This is a genomic window from Falsiroseomonas sp. (assembly GCF_030695085.1).
In the GTDB taxonomy this organism is placed as follows: domain Bacteria; phylum Pseudomonadota; class Alphaproteobacteria; order Acetobacterales; family Acetobacteraceae; genus Falsiroseomonas.
In genome coordinates, this window is the sequence record NZ_JAUYTS010000178.1 from 1 (window position 1) to 21041 (window position 21041).

Genomic DNA, 21041 nt, shown 5'->3' on the forward strand with positions numbered 1-21041 from the left:
GGCCCTGCCGCCGCGCGCCAATTGCGCATGAATCTCGGCACCATCGTCGAGACGCCACTGATAAAGGTGCGGCTGCGCGGCGGGCCGGTTTTGGGCGAGGTGGAGGAATGGTTCGTCTCCACCCTCACAGCCGGCGACTGCTTCATCTTCGCCGGCCAGATGCTGCGCTTCGAGGGGCTGGACGCGCTGGCCTGCGTCGTCTCTCGCGGTGGGGAGGGCGATCCGCGCGTGCCCGCCTATGCCGGCAGCCGCATGCCGCTGACCACGCATCTCGCCGCCCGGGTGCGCGGCATCCTGCATGATCCGAAATCCTGGCCGGCGCTGCCGGAGCCCGTGCGCGAATGGCTGCGGCTGCAGCAGCACGCCTCCATCATGCCGCCGCGCGACGGGCTGCTGGTGGAGACGTTCCCGCGCGGCGACCGCTGGTTCCTTGTCGCCTATTGCTTCGAGGGGCGGCTGGCGCATCAGACACTCGGCATGCTGGTGACCAAGCGCATGGAACGCCTCGGCATGGCCCCCCTCGGCTACCTCGCCACGGATTACGTGCTGGCCTGCTGGTCCGCCTTCAAGCCGCAGGGCATCGAGCGGCTGTTTGAGGAGGACATTCTGGGCGAGGAACTGGAAGCCTGGATGGCCGAGAGCAGCATGCTTCGCCGCACCTTCCGCAATATCGCCACCATTGCCGGGCTGATCGAGAAGAACCACCCGGGGCAGGAGAAGTCGGGCCGCGCGATGACGATGAATGCAGACCTGATCTACGACGTTTTGCGCCGGCACGAGCCTGACCACATCCTGCTGCGCGCCACGCGGCGCGAGGCGGCGGCAGGGCTGACCGATGTGGCACGCATTTCCCTGCTGCTGGCGCGCGCGCGCGCGGGCGGCATCCGCCACATGGTGCTGGACCGTGCCTCGCCGCTATCGGTGCCTGCGCTGATCGAGGAAGGCCGCGAATGGGTGGCGGGCGGTGCGCAGGATGCGCTGCTGGCGGAAGCCGCGGATCTGGTGGCGGAGGCGACCGATGGCGCCGATCTGTTCAACGAGATCCTGGCCAATGTGACCGAATCCATCCCCGCCCGCGGTGACCGCGACCGCGTCCGCCGCCCGCGCGATGCGAAGCGCCGCAACGCCCGCTTCATCCGCAGCGCGCCGAAGAATATGGGCGTACCGCAGTGACCGCTGCTCCCCTGCATATCGCCGGCCAGCGCCTGATGCTGGACCCGGCGGGCGTCGCGGTCTGGCCGGCCGAGAAAACTCTGGTCGTCTCCGACCTGCACCTGGAAAAAGGCAGCAGCTTCGCCGCACGGGGCAGCTTCGTGCCGCCCTATGACACGCGGGAAACGCTGGAACGCCTGGCGCTGGTGCTGCGCCGCTGGCGGCCGGAACGGCTGGTGCTGCTGGGTGACAGCTTCCATGACCGCGATGGCTGTGCCCGGCTGCACGCCTCGGACTGCGCCGCCTTGCAGCGCATGCTCGGCGGGCTGGCGGAGGTGGTCTGGGTGCTCGGCAACCATGACCCGGAACCGCCCGTAGGCCTGCCCGGCTTCGCCACGGAGGAATATCGCCGCGGCCCCTTCGTCTTCCGCCACATCGCGCAGCCGGGGCGCACGGTGCCGCCGGGTGAATTGTCCGGCCATTACCACCCGAAGGCGACCATGCCGGTGCGCGGCAGCGCGGTGACGCGCCCCTGCTTCCTGACCGATGGCCGCCGCCTGCTGCTGCCGGCCTTCGGCGCCTATACCGGCGGGCTGGAGGTGCGCGACCCCGCCATCGCCAGCCTGTTCCCGCGCGGCGGCCGGGCCTTCCTGCTGGGGGCGGAGCGGCTGTTCAGCTTCCCGACCGGGCCGCTGCGCGGTGCCGCGCCGATGCTCGAAACGGCAAACGCGCCGCCCTGACGGGCGGCGCGCTGCCTTCACTCACGCCGTTTTAACGGCGGGCACTCACGCAGTTCGAACTGCGAGGCTCACGGCCACATCAGCTGGTCAACGGCATGGATCACGCCGTTGCTGGCCACGATGTTCGGCGAGACAACGCGCGCCGGCTGCGAATTCACATTCGCACCCGCTGCGCCGAAGCCCGCGATCTGCTGCGCCGGCGCCGGGTTGCTGATCTGCACCGATTCGGCCGTGCCGGTGATGGAGATGTCGGCACCGTTGCGCGTGCGCAGGCGGCGTTCCGTGCCCATCAGTTCCGACGCGCGGAAGGCGCCCGGCACGATGTGGTAGTTGATCAGCGCGCCGAGGCGCTGGCGGTCCACACTCTCCTGGCTGCCACCGGCGCTGCTGGTGCCGAGGAGCTGCTGCAGCAGGTTGGCCGGCGCGCCGGCGAAGGCGGCATCGGTCGGCGCAAACACGGTCAGCGGCTGGGCCGAGCGGAAATCCTCGACCATGCCGGCGCGGGTAATCAGGTCCAGGAAGCGCGAGAACCGGCTGTCAGCGGCCATGGTGTCGGCCAGAGTCGCGGTCGGCGGCACGGATTGGGCGCGCAGGACGCCAGGCGCGGCGAGCGAGCCGGCCGCCGCGAGGCCGCCGATCATCATGAAGCCGCGACGCGGCATGCTGGGACGAATCATGGGGTTATCCTTCAACTGTGGCCCGCACAGCCCCGGCGCGTCGGGGGCGTGGGCCTGGGCATTGCGGTCGGTTCAGGAACGCCGCAGCCACCAGATGGTTCGCCACCGGCATCGCCGCCCTTTTCCGCTCCCCTCGCGGCGGAATCGCCCTACATGGAGGGAATGACTGAGCCTTCGCTGCTGTGGTTTCGCCACGACCTTCGCCTCACCGACCATCCTGCCCTGATCGCCGCCACGGAAGGTGGCCGCCCGGTGCTGCCGGTCTTCGTGCTGGATGACGATGCCGCCGGCGCGCACCGCCCGGGTGGCGCCGCCCGCTGGTGGCTGCGCGCCAGCCTGGCGGCGCTGGCCGCGGATCTTGCGGTGCGCGGCGCGCCCCTGCTGCTGGCGCGCGGACGGGCGGAGACGGTGCTGCCGGCGCTGGCGGCCGCCATTGGCGCCGGCAGCATCCATGCCGGCCGCGGCTATGAACCCTGGGCCCGGGCGCAAAGCCGGCGGGTGCATGAGGCATTGGAAAACGGCGGTCGCCGCCTGGTGCTGCACACCACCGCCGTGCTGCGCGAACCGCACGGCTTTGGCGCCGCCAGCGGCAAGCCCTATGCCGTCTATACCCCCTTCGCCAAGACCATGCTGGCCGCCGGCGACCCGCCCGCCCCGCGCCCGGCACCCGCCCGCATCCAGGGCGTGCCGCATCCAGACGGCGGGGAGGCGCTGGAGGCGCTCGGCCTCTACCCCGTGCCCGGCGAGCCCGACTGGGCCGCGCGCTTCGGCGAGACCTGGCAGCCCGGCGAGGCCGGTGCCCAGGCGCGGCTCGCGCGTTTCACCGCGCAGGCGCTCGGCGCCTATGACCGGCAGCGCAACCTGCCGGGGCTCGATGGCTCCTCCGGCCTGTCGCCGCATCTGCGCTGGGGGGAGGTCTCGCCCGGCCAGGTCTGGCACGCGGCGCGCGCGGCCAAGGCGGATGCGGCGGGGACGGAGACCTTCCTGAAGGAAATCCTCTGGCGCGAATTCGCCTATCACCTGTTGTGGCACCGGCCGGAGATGCCGGAGGCGCCATTGCGGTCCGAATTCGCCGCCTTTCCCTGGCAGCCGGATGCGAAGCTGCTGGCCGCCTGGCAGCAGGGCCGCACCGGCTACCCGGTGGTGGATGCCGGCATGCGCCAGCTCTGGCAGACCGGCTGGATGCACAACCGCGTCCGCATGATCACGGCAAGCCTGCTGGTGAAGCACCTGCTGCAGCCCTGGCAGGATGGCGCGGCCTGGTTCTGGGATACGCTGGTGGATGCGGACCTCGCCTCCAACAGCGCGTCCTGGCAGTGGGTGGCCGGCTGCGGCACGGATGCGGCGCCGTATTTCCGCGTCTTCAACCCGATCCTGCAGGGCGAGAAATTCGACCCCGAGGGCCGCTACGTGCGCCGCTGGGTGCCCGAACTGGCGAAGCTGCCGAATGCCTTCCTGCACCAGCCCTGGGAAGCCCCGCGCGAGGTGCTGGCGGCGACCGGCGTGGCACTGGGGCGCGACTACCCCCGCCCGGTGATCGACCACGCCGAAGGCCGCGCGCGGGCGCTGGCCGGTTTCGCGGCGCTGCGGGCATGATCCCACGCCCGGAACATCTCTGGCGCGGCTTCGCCGGGCTGCGCGTGGTGGCCGATGTGCATGGCGATGCGGAGGCCTTCATCCACGCCATCGAGGGGGCGCTGGCGGCCGACATGTTCGTGCTTCAGCTCGGCGACCTGACCGATCATGGCCCGGACAGCCCGGAAGTGCTGCGCCGCATCTTCGCGCTGATCGACCAGGGCCAGGGTCTGTTCCTGCTCGGCAACCACGACCACAAGCTGCGCCGCGCGCTGACCGGCACGCAGCTTCGCATCCAGGCGGAGGGGCTGGGCCGGACACTGGCGCAGCTCGATGCCGCGCCGGATGGCGACGTGCTGAAGGCCCGTGCGGTGGAGGAGATCGGCCGGGCCCCGGCCTGGATCCGCGATGGCGGGCGCATCTTCGTCCATGGCGGCTATCACCCCGGCATGCTGCATTCCGCGCCGCCGCCCGATGCGGGAATGCAGAAGGCGCAGGGGCTGGTGACACGGGCGCTGTTCGGCCAGGTGACCGGGCGGATGCGCCAGGATGGGTTTCCGGACCGGGTGCATGACTGGGTGGACAAGATCCCGGCCGATGTCACCGTGGTGTGCGGCCACGACCGCCGCAGCCTGGATGGCCGGCCCTTCGTGGCGGAAGGGGCGCTGGGCGGGCGCTGCATCTTCCTCGATTGCGGCGCCGGCAAGGGTGGTCATCTCGCCTGGATCGACCTGCCTTCCTGGGCCTGAAAGAGGCCCAGGAAGGTTGTTTTTCCGCGCCCTCAGGCGCCGGGCGCCGCCTACGGCGGCTTGGCTGCGCGCCCTGCACGGGGGCGCCCGGCCGGGCGGTTGGTCTGGGCGCGGCGGCCGTTCGGCCGCTCGGCGCTGCGCGCCGCATGGATCGGGATGCGCGGGTTCCGCATGGGCCGGCTGAGGGTCTATCCTCATCTTTCAGGAGAACGCGCCATGACCGACCTGCCCAGCACCGTCGAAATCCGCGAGGAAGGCCCGCGCGAGGGCTTCCAGATCGAGCCCGGCCCGATCCCGACCGATCGCAAGGTGGCGCTGGTGGATGCGCTCTCGGCCACCGGGCTGCACCACATCCAGGTCTGTTCCTTCGTCTCGCCCAAGCTGGTGCCGGGCTGGGCGGATGCGGAGGCGGTGGTGGCAGGCTTCGCGCCGAAGCCGGGCGTGACCTACACGGCGCTGTGGTTCAACGCCGCCGGGCTGAACCGGGCCCTGGCGTTCAAGGACCGGCTGAAGGTGGAGGGCGCCGTCACAGTGGTGGCCTCCGAGGCCTTTTCCCTCAAGAACCTCAACCGCGACCGCGCCAGGAACCTGGCGGCGCAGCGCGGCAATGTGGCGGCGCATCTGGAAGCAGGCGTCGCGGTGCCGCGCATCAGCGTGCAGGCCGCCTTCGGCTGCAACTATTCGGGCGATGTGCCCCCCGCGCGGGTGATCGAGGCGCTGGCGGATGCCTTCGCCATCGGCGCCGAGCACGGGCTGGAACTGCGCGAGGCGACGCTGGCCGACACCATGGGCTGGGCCACGCCGGCGCGGATCGAGCGGGTGGTGGGCGAGGTCCGCGCCCGCTGGCCGGACCTGTCCATCATCCTGCATCTGCACGACACGCGCGGCCTCGGCATCGCCAATGCCCATGCCGGGCTGCGGCTGGGGATTTCCCGCTTCGACACCACGGTGGGCGGCCTCGGCGGCTGCCCCTTCGCCGGCCAGCCGGGCGCGCCGGGCAATATCGCGACGGAGGAGCTGGTCCTGTTGTGCGAGGAGATGGGCATCGCGACGGGCATCGACCTCGACGCGCTGGTCGAGGCCGGGCGGCTGGCGGAAGACGTCGTGGGCCGCACCTTGCCGAGCACCATGCTGCGCTCCGGTGGGCTGGCGCGGTTCCGCCAGGCGGCGTGACCCCGAAGCCCTACACCACTCCTGGGGGAGCGTTGGGTGGCGGCAGCCTCAGGCCGCCGGCATCACCTGGCTGAGCCTGCCGCCCATCCGCACCGGCTCGATGCGCCTGGCCAGGCCGGTGGCATCGTCGGTTTCCAGGAACACGCCGCAGACCGTGGCCTCGCCCTCGGCGGGCGCCAGCTTCTCGCCGGGCACCTTCTTCCAGAAGCGCAGCGCGGCGCCGCCCTTCTGCATGCCGATGACGCTGTCATAGTCGCCGCACATGCCGGCATCCGTCATATAGCCGGTGCCGCCCACCAGGATCTGGTGATCCGCGCTCGGCGTGTGGGTATGGGTGCCCACCACCAGCGAGACCTTGCCGTCGAAGCTGTGGCCCATGGCCAGCTTCTCGGAGGACGCCTCGGCGTGGAAATCCACGAGGATGGCGTGGACCGAGCCGCCCGCGCCCATGCGGTGCGCGGCAAGGGCGGCCTGCACGCCGCGGAACGGATCGTCCAGCGCATCCATGAACAGGCGGCCCATGGCCTGCACCACCAGCGCCTTCCGGCCATCGGGCAGCACCACGACATAGGCGCCCTTGCCCGGCGTGCCCGGCGGGTAGTTCAGCGGGCGGATCAGCCGCGGCTCGGTCTCGATGTAGGAAAAGATCTCCTTGCGGTCCCAGGCGTGGTTGCCCAGCGTCAGCACATCGGCGCCGGCGGTGAACAGCGCGCGCGCCATTTCGGGCGCCAGGCCGAAGCCGTGGCTTGCATTTTCCGCATTCACCACCACCAGGTCGAGCGCCAGACGCTCACGCAGCACGGGGATAGCGGCGCCGGCGGCATCGCGGCCGGAGCGGCCGACCAGGTCGCCAAGGAACAGGATTCTCAAACTTTTGCGGCTCCGCAGAAGATCACGCCGCTTTCGGTTGCGATCGCGGCCAGGGGGGCGTCGTCCACGCCCACGGGCACTTCGTCAACCTCCTGGCACGCATAGGCGACGCCGATGGCGGTTGCGCCGGGCAGGCTGGCGAGCGTGCGGTCGTAATAGCCGCCGCCATAGCCGAGGCGATGGCCTGCACGGTCGAAGGCGAGAAGCGGCACCAGTAGCCAGTCGGGCGTCAGCGGCGCGGCCTCCGGTCCCGGCTGGCTGGTGCCGAGCGGGCCGCGGGCGAGCGTGTCGCCGGGCTGCCATTGGCGGAAGGCGAGCGGGTTGCCGCGCCTCGGCGTGACCGGAAGGGCGATGCGATGGCCGAGGGCGTGCAGGGCGTGCAGCGCCGGGCGGATATCGATCTCGGCCCCCATCGGCCAGAAGCCGGCGACGATCGCGCCATGTGGCGGCGGCGCGTCGCGCAGGAGGTGGGTGGTGAGCGCGCTGCCGAGGGCAGGGTCGCAGGCGGCGCGACGGGCGAGCGCGGCCTTGCGGGCTTCGGCCTTAAGGCCGGCGAGAAGTTCGGGGCAGAGCATCATGGGGAGAGGGGTGCCCCGAGGGCGCGCAACCCCCCAACCCTACCAGCCTTCGGCGTTGCGGCAGCGCCGCAACCCCCCCCAAATGGCGGAGAGGGGGAAGAAAGCGCCAAGAACGGGAACGACCTGCGGCGCGCCCGGCGCGCCGAGGCCGCGAAAGCGGCCCGCGCCCAGCGCGAGCGCAGGGCCAGCGCCCACGTGCAGGGCGCGAAGGCAAGCGCGCGGAGCGCGCGCCCGCCGTTTGAGGGTCTGGAAAAGCGCGGAGCCACCCTGGCCGTGGGCTTGAAAACCCTCCTGAGACCTGCGGTGCAGGTGGGAACCAGGTACTCGGACCACGGCCCGAGCAGCGCCAGTCCCCGGAGGTTGCTCATTGGCCCCGGGGGTTTAAGTGCCTCACCAACCTGGCAGCCCCGCAGCACCTCACTTAGGGTCGGTCGAGGGTCTGGGCAATGCCCTCGATCCGGTCCGCGATCCGCGCCAGGCGCTCCGCCAGCTTCGGGTCCGGCTGCGGCGCGGCCATGTTCTGGCCGGCGCGGGCCTGGGAGAGTGCGACCTTCAGGTCATGCACCTCATCCGCCAGCAGCAGGGCGCCGAGCAGCAGCAGGCGGCTTTCGCCGAACTGGCCGCCCATCGCCTTGATGGAATTCACCCGCTTGTCGACCTCCCCCGCGAGGGAGACGAGATGCGCTTCCTGGCCGTCCTCGCAGGACACCGGGTGGCTGTAGCCGCCGACGCGGACCGTGACCTGACCCATTCTATTGATCCTCTCCGAGCGCCGCGCGCAGCCGCGCAATCGTCTCGTCCAGTCGGTCCGCGATGGCCGCCACCGCGGCGCGCGGCACGCCCTCGCCCCCGCCTTCACCGGCCACGGCCGGCGCGCGTGGTTGTGCCGCAGCCTCGGCCAGGCGATCCACCGCTTCCTCCAGCCGCGCGAGTGCACGACTGGTCGGGTCCCCCGCCTGGTCCCCCTGCTGCGTGCCTGACACCCGAAACCCCCAAACCATTTGGCAGCCCAGCCGCAGCGACTGCGCCACATGCGCCTTGTCGCCACCGGTTCCGGCATGCTGCAACGCTTTGCATGCACGGCGCGGCGGGTCAACGGTGAGCAGGATTCGGCACGAAGCCGTGGCGATGCCGCCCATGCCCTTGCCGCCGGCCATCACGATCCGATCAGCCGGGACGTTGCGCGCGGTGGCGGAATGGGTGCCGCCCGGGGCTGCGCTGCTGCTGTCCGCGCCAGGGGCGGCGGGCTTCCTCGGCGCCCACGCCTGGCGGGCGCTGGTGGCGCTGGCGCCCGGCTACTCGGATGCGCTGTGCTGCGGGGATGCGGCGGGGGACGCGCTGGCGGCGCTGCGCGAGGGCTGCCGGCTGCTGGTGCTGGACGCCGCCTGCCCCGCCTTCACCGCCGTGGCAGGCGCGGCGGCGGAGGCCGGCGCCGTTCTGCTGCCGGCACGGCCAGCGGCGCTGGAACTGGATGTGATCGACCTGCGGCGCCCCACCGGCCGTTCGCGTCTGGCGGATTGGCTGGCGGGACGGCATGACACCGCGCCGCCCCTGCGGTAAACCGCGCCTACCGCCGCCGGCAATCCAAAGAGGACGAGATCACCATGCGCCTGACCCCCAAGGTTCAAGAAATCCTGTCCTGGTATGAAAGCGACAACCCCGGGACCAAGGCGAACCTCGCCCGCATCCTGATGGCCGGCAAGCTGGGCGGCACCGGCCGCATGGTCATCCTGCCGGTGGACCAGGGCTTCGAGCATGGCCCGGCGCGGTCCTTCGCGCCGAACCCCGCCGCCTATGACCCGCGCTACCTGTTCGAGCTGGCGATCGAGGCCGGGCTCAACGCCTATGCCGCGCCGCTCGGCATGATCGAGGCCGGCGCCGCCACCTATGCCGGCGTCATCCCGACCATTCTGAAGATGAACAGCAGCAACAGCCTGTCCACGACCAAGGACCAGGGCATCACCGCCAGCGTCGGCGACGCGCTGCGGCTCGGGTGCTCGGCCATCGGCTTCACCATCTACCCCGGCTCCGAATACCAGTTCGAGATGATCGAGGAGCTGCGCGAGCTGGCCGAGGAAGCCAAGTCCGTCGGCCTCGCCGTGGTGGTGTGGAGCTATCCGCGCGGCCCGATGCTGGACAAGGTGGGTGAGACGGCGCTCGACATCTGCGCCTATGCCGCGCACATGGCGGCGCTGGTCGGCGCGCACATCATCAAGGTGAAGCCGCCGACCTCCGCCATCAGCCTCGATGCGGCGAAGAAGACCTACCAGACCAGCCCGGTCGAGGATGATTCGGTCGCGCGCTTCAAGCACATCGTGAATGCCTGCTTCGGCGGCCGTCGCCTGGTGGTGTTCTCGGGTGGCGAGGCCAAGGGCACGGAGGCGATCCTGGACGAGGTACGCGCCATCCACGCCGCCGGCGGCAACGGCTCCATCATGGGCCGCAACGCCTTCCAGCGCTCCAAGGCGGATGCCGTGGCGCTGCTGACCGCGATCATCGACGTCTACAAGAACTGATTGGGGCGGCCCTTTCGCAAGCGCGAAAGGGCCCCTCAAGCACCGGCGCATCGCATCCGCGCCGCCTGGCTTCGCCGCATTGACGGCGGCGCCCTTCGGGCACCCGGACCGGTCAGGCGACCGGTCCGGCCCAGTTCCTAGCCAACCAGGCTGGGCGGCACGCCGGCGGCAGCCACCGCATCGCGCTGCCGCTGCGCCACCGCGTCTTCCGAATGGTCGTGCACCAGTTCCATGAACAGCCGGTGCCAATTGGCCTTCGCCCGCAGCCGGAAGAACACGCTGCCGAGGCCGATCGCGGCGCGGTCCATCAGCGGGAATTCGCGCGGGATCTTCACCCCACCCGTCCGCTTCAGCCCCTCATGCACCGTCTGCGCCACCTTGCGGCCGTAGCTCGGGTCGTCCGAGGGGGTGATGGAGCGCACCTTGTCCTCGACCAGCGGCTCATACAGGAAGCGCGCCCAGAGGTTCAGGACCTCCATCGTCTCCTTCGACAGGTTGCGGAAGCCCCAGACGCCATAGGCATGGGCCGCCTTCTCCCGGTCATCGTCGCGCACCGCCTCGTACAGCATCACCACGCCGGTGACGAAGCTGGCGGGGAAGATGCGGATCACGCCGAAATCGAGCAGGTTCACGCCATGGCCGACCTCGGCATCCTCGCGCACCTGGTAGTTGCCGAGATGCGGGTCGCCGTGGATCACGCCGTAGCGGTAGAAGGGCACGTACCAGGCGCGGAACAGGGCGCGGGCATAGGCGTTGCGCTCCTCCTCCGGCGGGTCTTCCTCAAGCCGGCGCAGGATCGGCCGGCCCTCCAGCCAGGACATGGTCAGCAGGCGCTTGGTGGTCAGTTCCGGAATGGCGGTCGGCACGGTGACGCCGGGCGTAGTCGCCAGCATGGCGCCATACAGCCGCATGTGGCTGGCCTCGCGCTCGTAATCGAGTTCCTCCCGAAGCCGGGCTGACAATTCCTGATAGGCCTCGGCATTGTCCAGCGTGCTGTCCATGCGGCGGTACAGATTCAGCGCCAGCTTCAACTGGCGCAGATCTGCCTCGACGATGCTCGGCATGTCCGGGTATTGCAGCTTGCAGGCCACTTCGCGCCCATCCGGCAGCGTGCCGCGATGCACCTGGCCGAGGCTGGCGGCCGCCACCGCCTCCTGCGTGAAGTGGGTGAAGCGGGACTGCCAGGCGGGGCCCAACTCGCCCTGCATGCGGCGGCGCACGAAGGCCCAGCCCATCGGCGGCGCGTTGGATTGCAGCGTCGCCAGTTCCTGCGCGTATTCCTCCGGCAGCGCCTCCGGCACCGTGGACAGGAACTGCGCCACCTTCATCAGGGGGCCTTTCAGCCCACCCAGGATCTGCTTCAGATCCTCGGCATGCGCGGTCTTGTTGGTCTTGATGCCGAGGAAGCGTTGCCCCGCGACGCGCGCGGCGATGCCGCCAACAGCGCCGGAGGTGCGGACCATGCGCCGCATCTCGCCAAACAGGGTGGATTCGCTGCGGTCATCGGCCATCGGTTCAGGCAGCCTTCTCGAGCTCGTCGATAAATCCGGAAATCACATCCAGCCCCTTGTTCCAGAAGGCGGGGTCGGAGGCGTCGAGGCCGAAGGGCGCCAGCAATTCCTGGTGCCGCTTGGTGCCGCCGGCGCGCAGCATCTCCAGGTACTTCTCCTGGAACCGCGGATGTCCCTCCCGGAACACGCCATACAGCGCATTCACCAGGCAATCCCCGAAGGCATAGGCGTAGACATAGAAGGGCGTGTGCACGAAATGCGGGATATAGGCCCAGTACACGCTGTAATCCGGCGTGAAGTCGAAGGCCGGGCCGAGGCTCTCGGTCTGGATCTGCATCCAGATCTCGCCGATCCGCTCATGCGAAAGCTCGCCCTTGCGGCGCTCGTCATGCAGCAGCGTCTCGAAGCGGTAGAAGGCGATCTGGCGGACGACCGTGTTGAGCATGTCCTCCACCTTGCCGGCCAGCAGCATGCGCCGCTTCTTCGGGTCGGTCTCGGCATCCAGCACGGCGCGGAAGGTCAGCATCTCGCCGAAGACGCTGGCGGTTTCGGCCAGGGTCAGTGGCGTGGAGGACATCAGGTAGCCCTGGTCGGCCGCCAGAACCTGGTGCACGCCATGGCCCAGCTCATGCGCCAGCGTCATCACGTCCCGCGCCTTGCCGTGGTAGTTCAGCAGCAGATACGGGTGGGCGCTGGGCACGGTCGGGTGGGCGAAGGCGCCGCTGGCCTTGCCAGGGCGGAGCGCCGCGTCGATCCAGGGTTTCTCGAAGAAGGGCGCGGCCGCGCGTTCCAGCTCCGGGCTGAAGGCGCCATAGGCGGCGCGCACGCGGGTCACCGCATCCGGCCAGGGGATGGTGCTGTCCGTGTCATCCGGCAGCGGCGCGTTTCGGTCCCAATGCTGCAGCTTCTCAAGCCCCAGCCACTTCGCCTTCATCGCGTAGTAGCGGTGCGACAAGCGCGGCAGGCTGGACCAGACGGCGGACACCAGCGCGTCCACCACCTCATCCTCCACCATATTGGCGCGGTTGCGGGCGGAGGTCGGGCGCCGGTACTGGCGCCAGCCATCGATGATCTCCTTGTCCTTCGCCAGCGTGTTGGTGATCAGCGAGAACAGCCGCACCCTCTCGCCGAACGCGGCCGAGACACCCTGCGCCGCTGCGGCCCGCACCGCGCGGTCACTGGATGAAAGATTGTTCAGCGCGGCGGAGACGGTCAGCTCATCGCCGGCCACGTTCACCCGCATGCCGGCAACGGTCTCGTCGAACAGGCGGTTCCAGGCGGATCGGCCCGTCACCTCCTTTTCGTGGAGCAGCTTTTCCAGCTCATCCGAAAGCTGGTGCGGGCGGAATACGCGCAGGTCGCGCAGCCAGGGGCGCCAGCGTTCCAGCGCGGCGGATTGCCGGAGCTTCGCCTCCAGCGCCGCATCCTCCAGCCGGTTGATCTCCAGCGTCAGGAACAGCAGGTGGCTGCTGATCGCCGTCACCCGTTCCTGGATGGTCTGGTAGAAGCGGCCATTCTCCGCCGATTGGGCGTCGCCCGAGAAGATGAGCTGGGCGTAGGACATGGCGCGGCCGAGGATTTCCTCGATCCGCTCATAGGTCGCGATGGCGCGCGCCAGATTGTCGCCGGAGCCTTGCGCCAGGCGGCCGGCATGCGCGGCGTGGAAGGCCTTCGCCTCCGCCTCCGCCCGGTCCAGATCGGCGGTGAGCCGTGGATCGGTGGTCGATGCGTAAAGGTCTGAAAGGTCCCAGGACGGCAGGGCCTGGGCGGCGGCCCGGGCCGGATTGCGGGCGGGATCGGGGGCGGGGCTGGGGGCAGGGTTCTGGTTCACCCCCTGCATATAGCCCGGCCCGGCCCGAGGCCAACGGGCACCTGCCGAATACGCGCCACGCTCCGGATTTGGCAATCATCGGCCGGTATCCTGCCGGCACCCGCTTGTCTGCCGGAAGGGCCTCTCCATGCGTATTCGCACCATGTTCATCCTTGGCTTCCTGCTGGTCGCCATCCCCGGCCTGGTCGCCTCGCTCTGGCTTGCCGTGGGCGCGGCGCGGGATCTCGGGCGCACCACCCAGGCGGTGGCGGCGTTGCAGGCGGCGAGCGACGCGCAGCGCGCCGTCAGCGCGGTGGCGGTGGAAATCGGCGGCTATGCCAGCGTGCTGCGCCAGCCCAACCCGGACCGCGCCCAGGTCGCCAGCGACGCGGCGGCGACGATCCGGCTGCTGGAGGCCAGCGCCACCAGCGCCGCGGCCGCCGGCCAGGATGCCGCCGCGGTGCGTCGGGTGGCCGGGCAACTCGCCACCTTCCGCAGCCGGGTGGACCAGGCGCTGGCGCTGGCGCCGGACCTCCGCGACGCCAGCCTGCCCGCCACCGGCACCGCGGCGCGCAATGCGGCGGTGGCAACCCTGCTGGACGTTTCCGCTGGCGCCGCGCGCGATGTCGCCCGCACCGCGCCCGAACTGGCGCTGCTGATCGAGGCCTCCTCCACCGTGATGGACATGCGCGACCAGGCCGGGCGCCGCAACGCGCAGATCTCCGGCTGGCTCAGCGGCACGCCGGTCACGCCGCAATCGGTGCAGACGGCGGAGGCGCTGACGGCGGGCGTGGCGCAGGCCTGGGCCTCGGTGCAGCGCCTCCTCGCGGCCAGCCCCGCCTCCGCCACGCTGGAGGCCGCGCTGGACGGGCAGAAGCGCAACTTCGTTGAACGGAACGAGCCGCATTGGCGCCGCCAGGTGGAAACGGCCCGCCAGCGCCTGAGTGCGCCGGAGACCGCCTGGACCACCAGCTTCGCCGAATTCCGGACCTGGTCGCGCCCGGCCCAGGCCGCGATCCTGGAACTGCGCGACGCCGCGCTGGATGAAGCCGCGGCCAGCGCCGCCCGCGGCATCGCCGCGGCGCAGACCGGGCTGGCCCTGGCGCTCGGCCTCGCCGGCCTCTGCTTCGCCGCCGCGCTGGGCGGCGCGCTGCTGCTGCTGCGCCGCCTGGTCAGCCCGATCCGCGCGCTGACCGCCAGCGTCGGCGGTATCGCGGCCGGAGAACTGCACCGGACCGTGCCGGGCCGAGGCCGCACCGATGAGCTGGGCGAGATGGCGGAGGCAGTGGAAACGCTGCGCGCCGGATCACTCGCGCGGGTGGCGGAGACCGAGGCGCGGGCGCAGGAACAGGCGCAGCGCCTGGCGCGGGTGGAACGCGTGGATGCGCTGCTGCGGCAGTTCGAGGATCAGGCCGGCAACATGCTGGAAGCCGTCGCTGCCGCCTCCACGGAGTTGGATGCAACGGCGCACAGCATGGCCGGCATCGCCGCCGATGGCAGCGCCCACGCCGCCGCGGTGGCCGATGCCGCCGCCCGCGCCAATGGCAGCGTCGAGACGGTGGCCGGCGCGGCGGAGGAACTCGCGGCCTCCTTCGGCGCCGTCACCCGTCAGATCCGCCACGGCGCCGACCAGGCGCGCGCCGCCACCAGCGCGGCGCAGGAAGCGGACCGCACCGTGCGTGGGCTGTCGGAGGCCGCGGACCGGATCGGCGCCGTGGTGCAGATGATCACCGCCATCGCCGGCCAGACCAACCTTCTGGCGCTGAACGCCACCATCGAGGCCGCCCGCGCCGGGGAAGCCGGCAAGGGCTTCGCCGTGGTGGCCGGTGAGGTGAAGGCGCTGGCCGCCCAGACCGCCAAGGCGACCGACGAGATCAGCGGCCAGATCACCGCGATGCAGGCCGAGACCCACCGCACCGTGACCGCCATTTCCGACATCGCCCGCATCATCGCCACGGTCGGCGAAGCAACCAGCCAGGTGGCGGAAACCGCCGGCCAGCAGGCGGAGGCCACCCAGGCCATCAACCTGGCGGTGACGGAAGCCGCCCGCGGCACCGCCGCCGCCGCCGACCACGCCAATGGCGTGAATGCGGATGCCGACCGCACCGGCCATGCGGCGGGCGAGGTGCGCGCCGCCTCCGGCGAATTGTCTCGCCAGGCGGAGAAGCTGCGGGCCGAGGTTTCCCGCTTCATGGTGGAGTTGCGCGCCGCCTGAAACCCCTCCCCGCCACGACTTGGCCCCCGTTGCCGCCGCATGGCACCATATGCGCGAGGCACGGGGGAGATAGTCGGGATGGAAAGCGCCGAGACGCGGGTCTGGACCAGCCTGCCGCATATGATGCTGGACCTCGCCCGAGGCTGGCGCGAAAGGCCGATGCTGCGGCATTGGCAGGATGGCTGGCAGAGCACGAGCTGGGGCGAATTCGGCCGCCGCGTCGCCGCGCTTGCCGCCTTCCTGCGAAGCCAGGGCGTGGCGCCGGGGGACCGGGTGCTGCTGGTTTCCGAGAACCGGCCGGAATTCCCCATCGCCGATACCGCCATCATGGCGATCGGCGCGGTGACGGTGCCGACCTACACCACCAACACCGTGGGCGACCACGCGCATATCCTGCGCGACAGCGGCGCGAACTTCGCCATCGTCTCCACCGCCCGGCTGGCGGAGCGGGTGGCGGAGGCCGCGGCGCAGGCCGGCGCGGTGCTTGACCGCACCATCTGCATGGAAAATGGCGCGGCCGGATGCCTCGACTGGTCCGCCGCCGTGGCCACCCCGGCCGATCCCGACCTGCTGCTGGCCGAAGCGGAGCTGATCCCGCCCGGCCGGCTGGCCTGCCTGGTCTATACCAGCGGCACCGGTGGGCTGCCCAAGGGGGTGATGCTGCCGCACCGTGCCATGCTTTCGAACCGGGAGGGTGTCGCCCGCATCGCCAGGCGGCTGCATCTGGATGGCACGCCCTACCTCTCCTTCCTGCCGCTCTCGCACAGTTATGAGCATACGGTGGGCGGCTTCCTGCTGCCCTCGCTGGGGCTGGAGGTGGTGTATTCGCGCGGCGCCGACCGCCTGGCGGCGGAGCTGAAGGAGATCCAGCCCACAGTCATCACCGCCGTGCCCCGGTTGTTCGAGGTGCTGCGCGGGCGCATCGAGGCGCAGGTGGAGAAGGATGGCGGCTTCAAGGAGAAGCTGTTCCGCCGCGCCCTGGCACTCGGCCTGAAGCGGCTGGATGGGCCGGGCCTTTCGCTGTTCGAACGCGCCCAGCATGCGGTTCTGGACCGGCTGGTCGGCGCCAAGATCCGCGAGCGGTTCGGCGGCAAGCTGCTCGCACTGGTCTCGGGGGGCGCGCGGCTGGACCCGGACCTCTCGGGCTTCTTCCTGGCCTTCGGCCTGCCGGTGATCCAGGGCTATGGCCAGACCGAGGCCGGCCCGGTGATCAGCGTGAACCCGCCCTGGGAAAACCGCCGCGCCACCGTCGGCCCGCCTTTGCCGGGGGTGGAGGCGCGCATCGCCGAGGATGGCGAGCTGTGCGTCCGCGGCGACCTGGTGATGGATGGCTACTGGAACGACCCGGACAGCACCGCGCGCGCCGTGGTGGATGGCTGGCTGCACACCGGCGATGTGGGTGAGATCACGGATGGCTACATCCGCATCACCGACCGCAAGCGGGATTTCATCAAGACCCTCGGCGGCGACATGGTCAGCCCCGCCAAGCTGGAAGGCCTGCTGATGGCGGAGCCGGAGATCGCCCAGGCGGTGGTCGCCGGCGAAGGGCGGCCGGCCATCGTGGCGCTGGTGGTGCCGACGGATGGCGCGGCGGAGAAGGTGCAGGCCGCCATCGCCCGGGTGAACGGCAAGCTCTCCAACATCGAGCGCATTCGCGCGAGCACCCTGGTGGAGGCCTTCACGGTGGAGAACGGCTTGCTGACGCCGACCATGAAGGTGAAGCGCCGCCTGGTGCTGGAACGCCATGCCGGCGCGGTGGAGGGGCTGGCCAAGCGCGGGTAGCGCCGCCGGACCCGGTCACACGTGCCGGGTCAGCCCACCATCGACGCGCAGGCTCTGCCCGGTGACGTAGGAGGCCTGGTCCGAGACCAGCCAGGCCACCGCCGCCGCGATCTCCTCGGCCCGCGCATAGCGGCCGAGCGGGATGCGGGCGCGGCGGGCTTCCTTTTCCGGCAGGCTGTCCACGAAGCCGGGCAGCACGGCGTTCACGCGGATGCCGGCGGGCGCCAGCTCATCTGCCGCCAGCTTGGTCCAGGCGCCGAGTGCGGCGCGGAGCGTGGTGGCCGGAAAATCCGATTCCGGCTCCAGCGCGGCGTAGGAGGACAGATTCACCACCGCCCCCGAGCCCTGCGCCTTCATCCCCGGCAGCACCAGCCGCAGCGCGCGGATGGCGGAGAGCATCACCATGTCGAAGCCGGCATGCCATTGCGTATCGGTCAGGTCGAACAGCGGCGCCTTGGGCGGGTGGCCGGCATTGTTCACCAGCGCGTCGATCCGCCCGAATTTCTCCAGCGCGCCCTGCACCAGGCGTTCCAGATCGGCAGGTTCCGTCACGGAACCGGTGACGCCCAGCGCATCGGGCAACTCCGCGGCCAGCTTTTCCGCATTGCCGGACGGCGACATCACCGCAACCCGGAAACCATCGGCCGAAAGCCGCCGCGCCACCGCCGCACCGATTCCCCGGCCGGCGGCGGTGATGATGGCGGTCTTCATGTCCGGTCGCTGGTGGCGGGCGTGAAGGCGCCGCCATCGGTCGGGCGCAGCGCCTCGAACATCTCCGTCACCTGGGCGTAGTCGCGGTAGCCGCAGCGGGCGATGGTCTGCGCCGCCACCGCATCGAAGCGGCCATCGACGATGTAGCGTTCGTCGATATGGATGCCGACGACCTGGCCGAGCACCATGAAGCCATCGGTCGGGTTGCCGTCGATGTCGTGCAGTTCCATCGCCTGCAACACCTTGCATTCGAAGCTGGCCGGGCTTTCGGCGACGCGCGGCGCCTTGACGAAGCGGCATTCCGCCATGGTGAGGCCCGCCGCCTCGAACTCGTTCTCCCCGGCCGCGAGCGCGGCGGAGGAGATGTTCATGGCGTCGAACAGCGGGCGGGTCACCAGGTTGAAGACGAATTCCCGCGTCTCGAAGGCATTGGCGGCGGAGTGCTTCAGACCCTCGCTGCCGAACACCACGATGGGCGGGGCGCCCTTCACCAGATTGAAGAAGCTGTAGGGCGCCAGATTCGGCCGGCCCGTGCTGTCCAGGCTCGAAATCCAGCCGATCGGGCGCGGCGCGACGATGGCCTTCAGCGGGTCGAAGGGCAGGCCATGGCCCCGCTTGCCGTGCTTCGGTTCATAGAACATCGCGCTCGCCCCTTCCCTGGAGTGCCTCGGCTACATGCCCAGCGCGCGGCGGTAAAGATCGAGCAGCGTTTCCTGCTCCTCCACCTCGGCCGGTTCCTTCTTCCGCAGCGAGATGATCTGCTTGATCACCTTCACGTCGAAGCCGGCCGACTTCGCCTCGGAGAAGATGTCCTTGATGTCGCCCGCGAGCGCCTTGCGCTCCTCCTCCAGCCGCTCGACCCGCTCGATGATGGAGCGCAGCCGGTCTACGGCAATGCCGCCAACCTCGGGGTCCGGGTCCTTTTCCTGGCGGTCGCGGCTGGCCTGGGCCTCCTGCGCGTCGAAATCACTCATCGAAGGCCTCCGGGCACAAGTTGAGGCGCGGCGTATAGCCCTGGGGCGGGGGTGGCGCAAACCGGAGGACAGGAAGGCCGGGGAGAAAGTATTCTCCCCGGACCCCTCATCTATTTTCGGCACCTTGGGGTAGGCGCCAACTAAAAGGTCCCAAAAAACAAGGGTAGGGTTCGGGGAGTGAACGCTTCCCTCCCCGACCTTCTTTCTCAGTGGCCCGTATTGCTCGCCGCGAACTTCGCCTTCTGCTCAGCCGTCGCTTCCTTCTGGTGCAGCGCCTGCCATTCCTTGTAGGGCATGCCATAGACGATCTCCCGCGCCTCCGGATCCGTGATGGCAACGCCCTTGGTCGCGGCTTCCTCGCGGTACCACCGGGACAGGCAGTTCCGGCAGAAACCGGCCAAATTCATCATGTCGATGTTCTGCACGTCGCTGCGCTCACGCAGATGCTGCACCAGGCGACGGAAGGCGGCGGCTTCCAGCTCGGTCTGGGTGGCGGCGTCGATCTTGGGCATCGGGGTTCTCCTGCAACTGCCCGGTAGATGGTCCATCCCGCCCCGCTTCGCCATACTGCCGGCATGAGGGAGACCAAGATGGACTGGACCGATGCCACCGCCCGCGCGGCCCTGCAGGACGTTTTCGCCGCCGCCGTGGCCAGCGCCGACCCGCGCATCGTGCTCGCCCGGCACCTGCCGGCGCCGCCGCAGGGCGGCCGCGTGGTGGTGGTGGGTGCCGGCAAGTCGGCTGCGGTGATGGCCGCGGCGGTGGAGGCAGCCTGGCCCGACCAGGCGCTGGGCGGCCTCGTCGTCACCCGCTACGGCCATGGCTACCCGACGCAGCGGATCGAGGTGCTGGAGGCGTCGCACCCCGTGCCGGATGCGGCGGGCGCGGAAGCGGCGCAAAGGCTGCTGGCGGCGGTTGGCGGGCTGACGGCCGCGGATCTGGTGCTGTTCTTGGTCTCCGGCGGTGGTTCCGCGCTGAGCACCCTGCCCGCCCCCGGCCTGACGCTGGAGGATCTGATGGCGGTGAACCGGGCGCTGCTCGCCTCCGGCGCCACGATCAACGAGATGAACTGCATCCGCCGGCATCTGTCCGCCTTCTCCGGCGGCAGGCTCGCTTTGGCCGCGGCGCCGGCCCGGGTGGTGACGCTGGCGATCTCCGACGTGCCGGGGGATGACCCGACCGCCATCGCCTCCGGCCCCACCGTCCCGGACCCGAGCAGCTTCGAACAGGCCCGTGCCCTGGTGGCACATTACCGGATGAAGCTGCCGCAGGCCGTGGTCGCGCATCTGGAGCAGGCGGCGGAGGAAACCCCGAAGCCGGGCGACCCCCGGCTCGGCGAGGTCGATTACCGCTTCATCGCCACCCCCCGCCTGGCGCTGGAAGCCGCCGCCGCGAAAGCCCGCGCGCTGGGCCTCGCACCGCTGATCCTGGGCGATGCGCTGGAAGGTGAGGCGCGGGAGGTAGGCAAGGTGCTGGCCGGCATCGCGCTATCCGCCCGCGCCCATGGCCACCCCCTGCCCGCCCCCTGCATCCTGCTCTCGGGCGGGGAGACCACGGTGACCATCGGGGCCGAAGGTGGCGGACGCGGCGGGCGCAACAGCGAATCCCTGCTCGGCTGCGCGGTGGCGCTGGCCGGCGCACCCGGCATCTGGGCGCTGATGGGCGACACGGACGGGATCGACGGATCGGAGGATAATGCAGGCGCCATCGCGACGCCCGATACGCTTTCCCGCGCCCGCGCGGCGGGGATGGACCCGCGGGAGGTGCTCGGGCGGCATGACAGCTACACGCTGTTCCAGGCGCTGGGCGACCTGCTGGTGACCGGGCCCACGCTGACCAATGTGAACGACCTGCGCGCCGTGCTGGTCGCCTGAAGACGAAGAAAGGCCGGGGGATTGCTCCCCCGGCCCTGTTTCGCGGTGCCACCTTTGACGGTGGCAGCCCTGCTCAGCGCAGGACGATTTCCACGCGGCGGTTCTGCGGCTCGCGCACGCCATCGGCGGTCGGG

General features: G+C 70.6%; 20 protein-coding genes, 1 other RNA gene and 1 pseudogene. 10 read left to right on the plus strand and 12 right to left on the minus strand.

Annotated features, from left to right (window positions below; genetic code table 11):
* Together Q8S40_RS19520 and pdeM are read left to right on the plus strand one after the other, a co-directional pair.
* Positions 1-1173 (plus strand): annotated as a pseudogene (locus tag Q8S40_RS19520) (DNA ligase-associated DEXH box helicase); the annotation flags it as partial.
* Positions 1170-1892 carry a ligase-associated DNA damage response endonuclease PdeM gene (gene pdeM / locus Q8S40_RS19525; RefSeq protein WP_305671729.1) on the plus strand — a complete coding sequence of 241 codons (723 nt, stop codon included), beginning with the start codon at positions 1170-1172 and terminating at the stop codon, positions 1890-1892. The pseudogene Q8S40_RS19520 and the gene pdeM, both read left to right, overlap by 4 nt.
* 68 nt (positions 1893-1960) lie before the next feature.
* On the opposite strand, the gene Q8S40_RS19530 is transcribed toward pdeM, so the two are convergent.
* Complete coding sequence (locus Q8S40_RS19530; RefSeq protein WP_304813676.1) at positions 1961-2569, minus strand: fasciclin domain-containing protein; 609 nt, start codon at positions 2567-2569, stop codon at positions 1961-1963.
* A gap of 162 nt (positions 2570-2731) precedes the next feature.
* Here Q8S40_RS19530 and Q8S40_RS19535 point away from each other — a divergent pair, with 162 nt between their 5' ends.
* The 3 genes from Q8S40_RS19535 (at position 2732) to Q8S40_RS19545 (ending at position 6066) form a co-directional block, all read left to right on the plus strand.
* Complete coding sequence (locus Q8S40_RS19535) at positions 2732-4165, plus strand: deoxyribodipyrimidine photo-lyase (RefSeq protein WP_305671730.1); 1434 nt, start codon at positions 2732-2734, stop codon at positions 4163-4165.
* Positions 4162-4893, plus strand: coding sequence for a metallophosphoesterase (locus tag Q8S40_RS19540; RefSeq protein ID WP_304813674.1), 732 nt, complete (start codon positions 4162-4164; stop codon positions 4891-4893). The genes Q8S40_RS19535 and Q8S40_RS19540 overlap by 4 nt, the downstream gene beginning before the upstream one ends.
* A gap of 216 nt (positions 4894-5109) precedes the next feature.
* A complete protein-coding gene (locus tag Q8S40_RS19545) occupies positions 5110-6066 on the plus strand; it encodes a hydroxymethylglutaryl-CoA lyase (RefSeq protein WP_305671731.1) in 957 nt (318 codons plus the stop codon).
* A gap of 48 nt (positions 6067-6114) precedes the next feature.
* Here the strand turns inward: Q8S40_RS19545 and Q8S40_RS19550 are convergent, their stop codons facing one another.
* The 5 genes from Q8S40_RS19550 to Q8S40_RS19570 all read right to left on the minus strand — a co-directional run bounded on the left by Q8S40_RS19550 (position 6115) and on the right by Q8S40_RS19570 (position 8653).
* Entirely contained in the window at positions 6115-6936 is an 822-nt protein-coding gene (locus Q8S40_RS19550; RefSeq protein WP_305671732.1) for a TIGR00282 family metallophosphoesterase, read from the minus strand.
* On the minus strand, positions 6933-7514 hold the full coding sequence (locus Q8S40_RS19555) for a 5-formyltetrahydrofolate cyclo-ligase (protein ID WP_305671733.1): 582 nt from the start codon (positions 7512-7514) through the stop codon (positions 6933-6935). The genes Q8S40_RS19550 and Q8S40_RS19555 overlap by 4 nt, the downstream gene beginning before the upstream one ends.
* Before the next feature lie 255 nt (positions 7515-7769).
* Positions 7770-7925, minus strand: a non-coding RNA gene (ssrS, locus tag Q8S40_RS19560) — 6S RNA.
* 10 nt (positions 7926-7935) lie between these two features.
* Entirely contained in the window at positions 7936-8265 is a 330-nt protein-coding gene (locus tag Q8S40_RS19565; RefSeq protein ID WP_216839869.1) for a cell division protein ZapA, read from the minus strand.
* Position 8266: 1 nt separating this feature from the next.
* On the minus strand, positions 8267-8653 hold the full coding sequence (locus tag Q8S40_RS19570) for a hypothetical protein (RefSeq protein WP_305671734.1): 387 nt from the start codon (positions 8651-8653) through the stop codon (positions 8267-8269).
* On the opposite strand from Q8S40_RS19570, the gene Q8S40_RS19575 reads away from it, so the two are divergent.
* A complete protein-coding gene (locus tag Q8S40_RS19575; protein ID WP_305671735.1) occupies positions 8652-9074 on the plus strand; it encodes a hypothetical protein in 423 nt (140 codons plus the stop codon). The two genes, Q8S40_RS19570 and Q8S40_RS19575, sit on opposite strands and share 2 nt — an antisense overlap.
* 44 nt (positions 9075-9118) lie before the next feature.
* The gene (locus tag Q8S40_RS19580; RefSeq protein WP_304813663.1) at positions 9119-10030 is read left to right on the plus strand and encodes a class I fructose-bisphosphate aldolase; all 912 of its coding nucleotides are present in this window, start codon (positions 9119-9121) and stop codon (positions 10028-10030) included.
* A gap of 137 nt (positions 10031-10167) precedes the next feature.
* Here the strand turns inward: Q8S40_RS19580 and Q8S40_RS19585 are convergent, their stop codons facing one another.
* Positions 10168-11541, minus strand: a complete 1374-nt coding sequence (locus Q8S40_RS19585; protein WP_305671736.1) for an AarF/ABC1/UbiB kinase family protein — start codon at positions 11539-11541, stop codon at positions 10168-10170.
* 4 nt (positions 11542-11545) lie between these two features.
* Entirely contained in the window at positions 11546-13381 is a 1836-nt protein-coding gene (locus Q8S40_RS19590) for a M3 family oligoendopeptidase (RefSeq protein ID WP_371136864.1), read from the minus strand.
* Positions 13382-13499: 118 nt separating this feature from the next.
* Here Q8S40_RS19590 and Q8S40_RS19595 point away from each other — a divergent pair, with 118 nt between their 5' ends.
* Complete coding sequence (locus Q8S40_RS19595; protein ID WP_305671737.1) at positions 13500-15566, plus strand: methyl-accepting chemotaxis protein; 2067 nt, start codon at positions 13500-13502, stop codon at positions 15564-15566.
* A 78-nt stretch (positions 15567-15644) separates the two neighbouring features.
* On the plus strand, positions 15645-17348 hold the full coding sequence (locus tag Q8S40_RS19600) for a long-chain fatty acid--CoA ligase (protein WP_305671738.1): 1704 nt from the start codon (positions 15645-15647) through the stop codon (positions 17346-17348).
* A gap of 15 nt (positions 17349-17363) precedes the next feature.
* Here Q8S40_RS19600 and Q8S40_RS19605 read toward each other — a convergent pair whose 3' ends face one another.
* The 4 genes from Q8S40_RS19605 to Q8S40_RS19620 all read right to left on the minus strand — a co-directional run bounded on the left by Q8S40_RS19605 (position 17364) and on the right by Q8S40_RS19620 (position 19545).
* The gene (locus tag Q8S40_RS19605; protein WP_305671739.1) at positions 17364-18059 is read right to left on the minus strand and encodes an SDR family oxidoreductase; all 696 of its coding nucleotides are present in this window, start codon (positions 18057-18059) and stop codon (positions 17364-17366) included.
* Positions 18056-18700, minus strand: coding sequence for a flavin reductase family protein (locus Q8S40_RS19610; protein ID WP_305671740.1), 645 nt, complete (start codon positions 18698-18700; stop codon positions 18056-18058). The genes Q8S40_RS19605 and Q8S40_RS19610 overlap by 4 nt, the downstream gene beginning before the upstream one ends.
* Before the next feature lie 30 nt (positions 18701-18730).
* Positions 18731-19033 carry a DUF2312 domain-containing protein gene (locus Q8S40_RS19615; RefSeq protein WP_209443290.1) on the minus strand — a complete coding sequence of 101 codons (303 nt, stop codon included), beginning with the start codon at positions 19031-19033 and terminating at the stop codon, positions 18731-18733.
* A 206-nt stretch (positions 19034-19239) separates the two neighbouring features.
* Positions 19240-19545, minus strand: coding sequence for a DUF1244 domain-containing protein (locus Q8S40_RS19620; protein WP_305671741.1), 306 nt, complete (start codon positions 19543-19545; stop codon positions 19240-19242).
* Positions 19546-19608: 63 nt separating this feature from the next.
* On the opposite strand from Q8S40_RS19620, the gene Q8S40_RS19625 reads away from it, so the two are divergent.
* Positions 19609-20907, plus strand: coding sequence for a glycerate kinase (locus Q8S40_RS19625; RefSeq protein WP_305671742.1), 1299 nt, complete (start codon positions 19609-19611; stop codon positions 20905-20907).
* The last annotated feature ends 134 nt before the right edge of the window (positions 20908-21041 follow it).

Bases quoted from the DNA above. Each gene is read 5' to 3' on its own strand.
- Q8S40_RS19530 (WP_304813676.1), bottom strand. From the start codon at position 2,569: ATGATTCGTCCCAGCATGCCGCGTCGCGGCTTCATGATGATCGGCGGC.
- Q8S40_RS19535 (WP_305671730.1), top strand. From the start codon at position 2,732: ATGACTGAGCCTTCGCTGCTGTGGTTTCGCCACGACCTTCGCCTCACC.
- Q8S40_RS19540 (WP_304813674.1), top strand. From the start codon at position 4,162: ATGATCCCACGCCCGGAACATCTCTGGCGCGGCTTCGCCGGGCTGCGC.
- Q8S40_RS19545 (WP_305671731.1), top strand. From the start codon at position 5,110: ATGACCGACCTGCCCAGCACCGTCGAAATCCGCGAGGAAGGCCCGCGC.
- Q8S40_RS19555 (WP_305671733.1), bottom strand. From the start codon at position 7,514: ATGATGCTCTGCCCCGAACTTCTCGCCGGCCTTAAGGCCGAAGCCCGC.
- Q8S40_RS19565 (WP_216839869.1), bottom strand. From the start codon at position 8,265: ATGGGTCAGGTCACGGTCCGCGTCGGCGGCTACAGCCACCCGGTGTCC.
- Q8S40_RS19575 (WP_305671735.1), top strand. From the start codon at position 8,652: ATGCCCTTGCCGCCGGCCATCACGATCCGATCAGCCGGGACGTTGCGC.
- Q8S40_RS19570 (WP_305671734.1), bottom strand. From the start codon at position 8,653: ATGGGCGGCATCGCCACGGCTTCGTGCCGAATCCTGCTCACCGTTGAC.
- Q8S40_RS19580 (WP_304813663.1), top strand. From the start codon at position 9,119: ATGCGCCTGACCCCCAAGGTTCAAGAAATCCTGTCCTGGTATGAAAGC.
- Q8S40_RS19585 (WP_305671736.1), bottom strand. From the start codon at position 11,541: ATGGCCGATGACCGCAGCGAATCCACCCTGTTTGGCGAGATGCGGCGC.
- Q8S40_RS19590 (WP_371136864.1), bottom strand. From the start codon at position 13,381: ATGCAGGGGGTGAACCAGAACCCTGCCCCCAGCCCCGCCCCCGATCCC.
- Q8S40_RS19595 (WP_305671737.1), top strand. From the start codon at position 13,500: ATGCGTATTCGCACCATGTTCATCCTTGGCTTCCTGCTGGTCGCCATC.
- Q8S40_RS19600 (WP_305671738.1), top strand. From the start codon at position 15,645: ATGGAAAGCGCCGAGACGCGGGTCTGGACCAGCCTGCCGCATATGATG.
- Q8S40_RS19605 (WP_305671739.1), bottom strand. From the start codon at position 18,059: ATGAAGACCGCCATCATCACCGCCGCCGGCCGGGGAATCGGTGCGGCG.
- Q8S40_RS19610 (WP_305671740.1), bottom strand. From the start codon at position 18,700: ATGTTCTATGAACCGAAGCACGGCAAGCGGGGCCATGGCCTGCCCTTC.
- Q8S40_RS19615 (WP_209443290.1), bottom strand. From the start codon at position 19,033: ATGAGTGATTTCGACGCGCAGGAGGCCCAGGCCAGCCGCGACCGCCAG.
- Q8S40_RS19620 (WP_305671741.1), bottom strand. From the start codon at position 19,545: ATGCCCAAGATCGACGCCGCCACCCAGACCGAGCTGGAAGCCGCCGCC.
- Q8S40_RS19625 (WP_305671742.1), top strand. From the start codon at position 19,609: ATGAGGGAGACCAAGATGGACTGGACCGATGCCACCGCCCGCGCGGCC.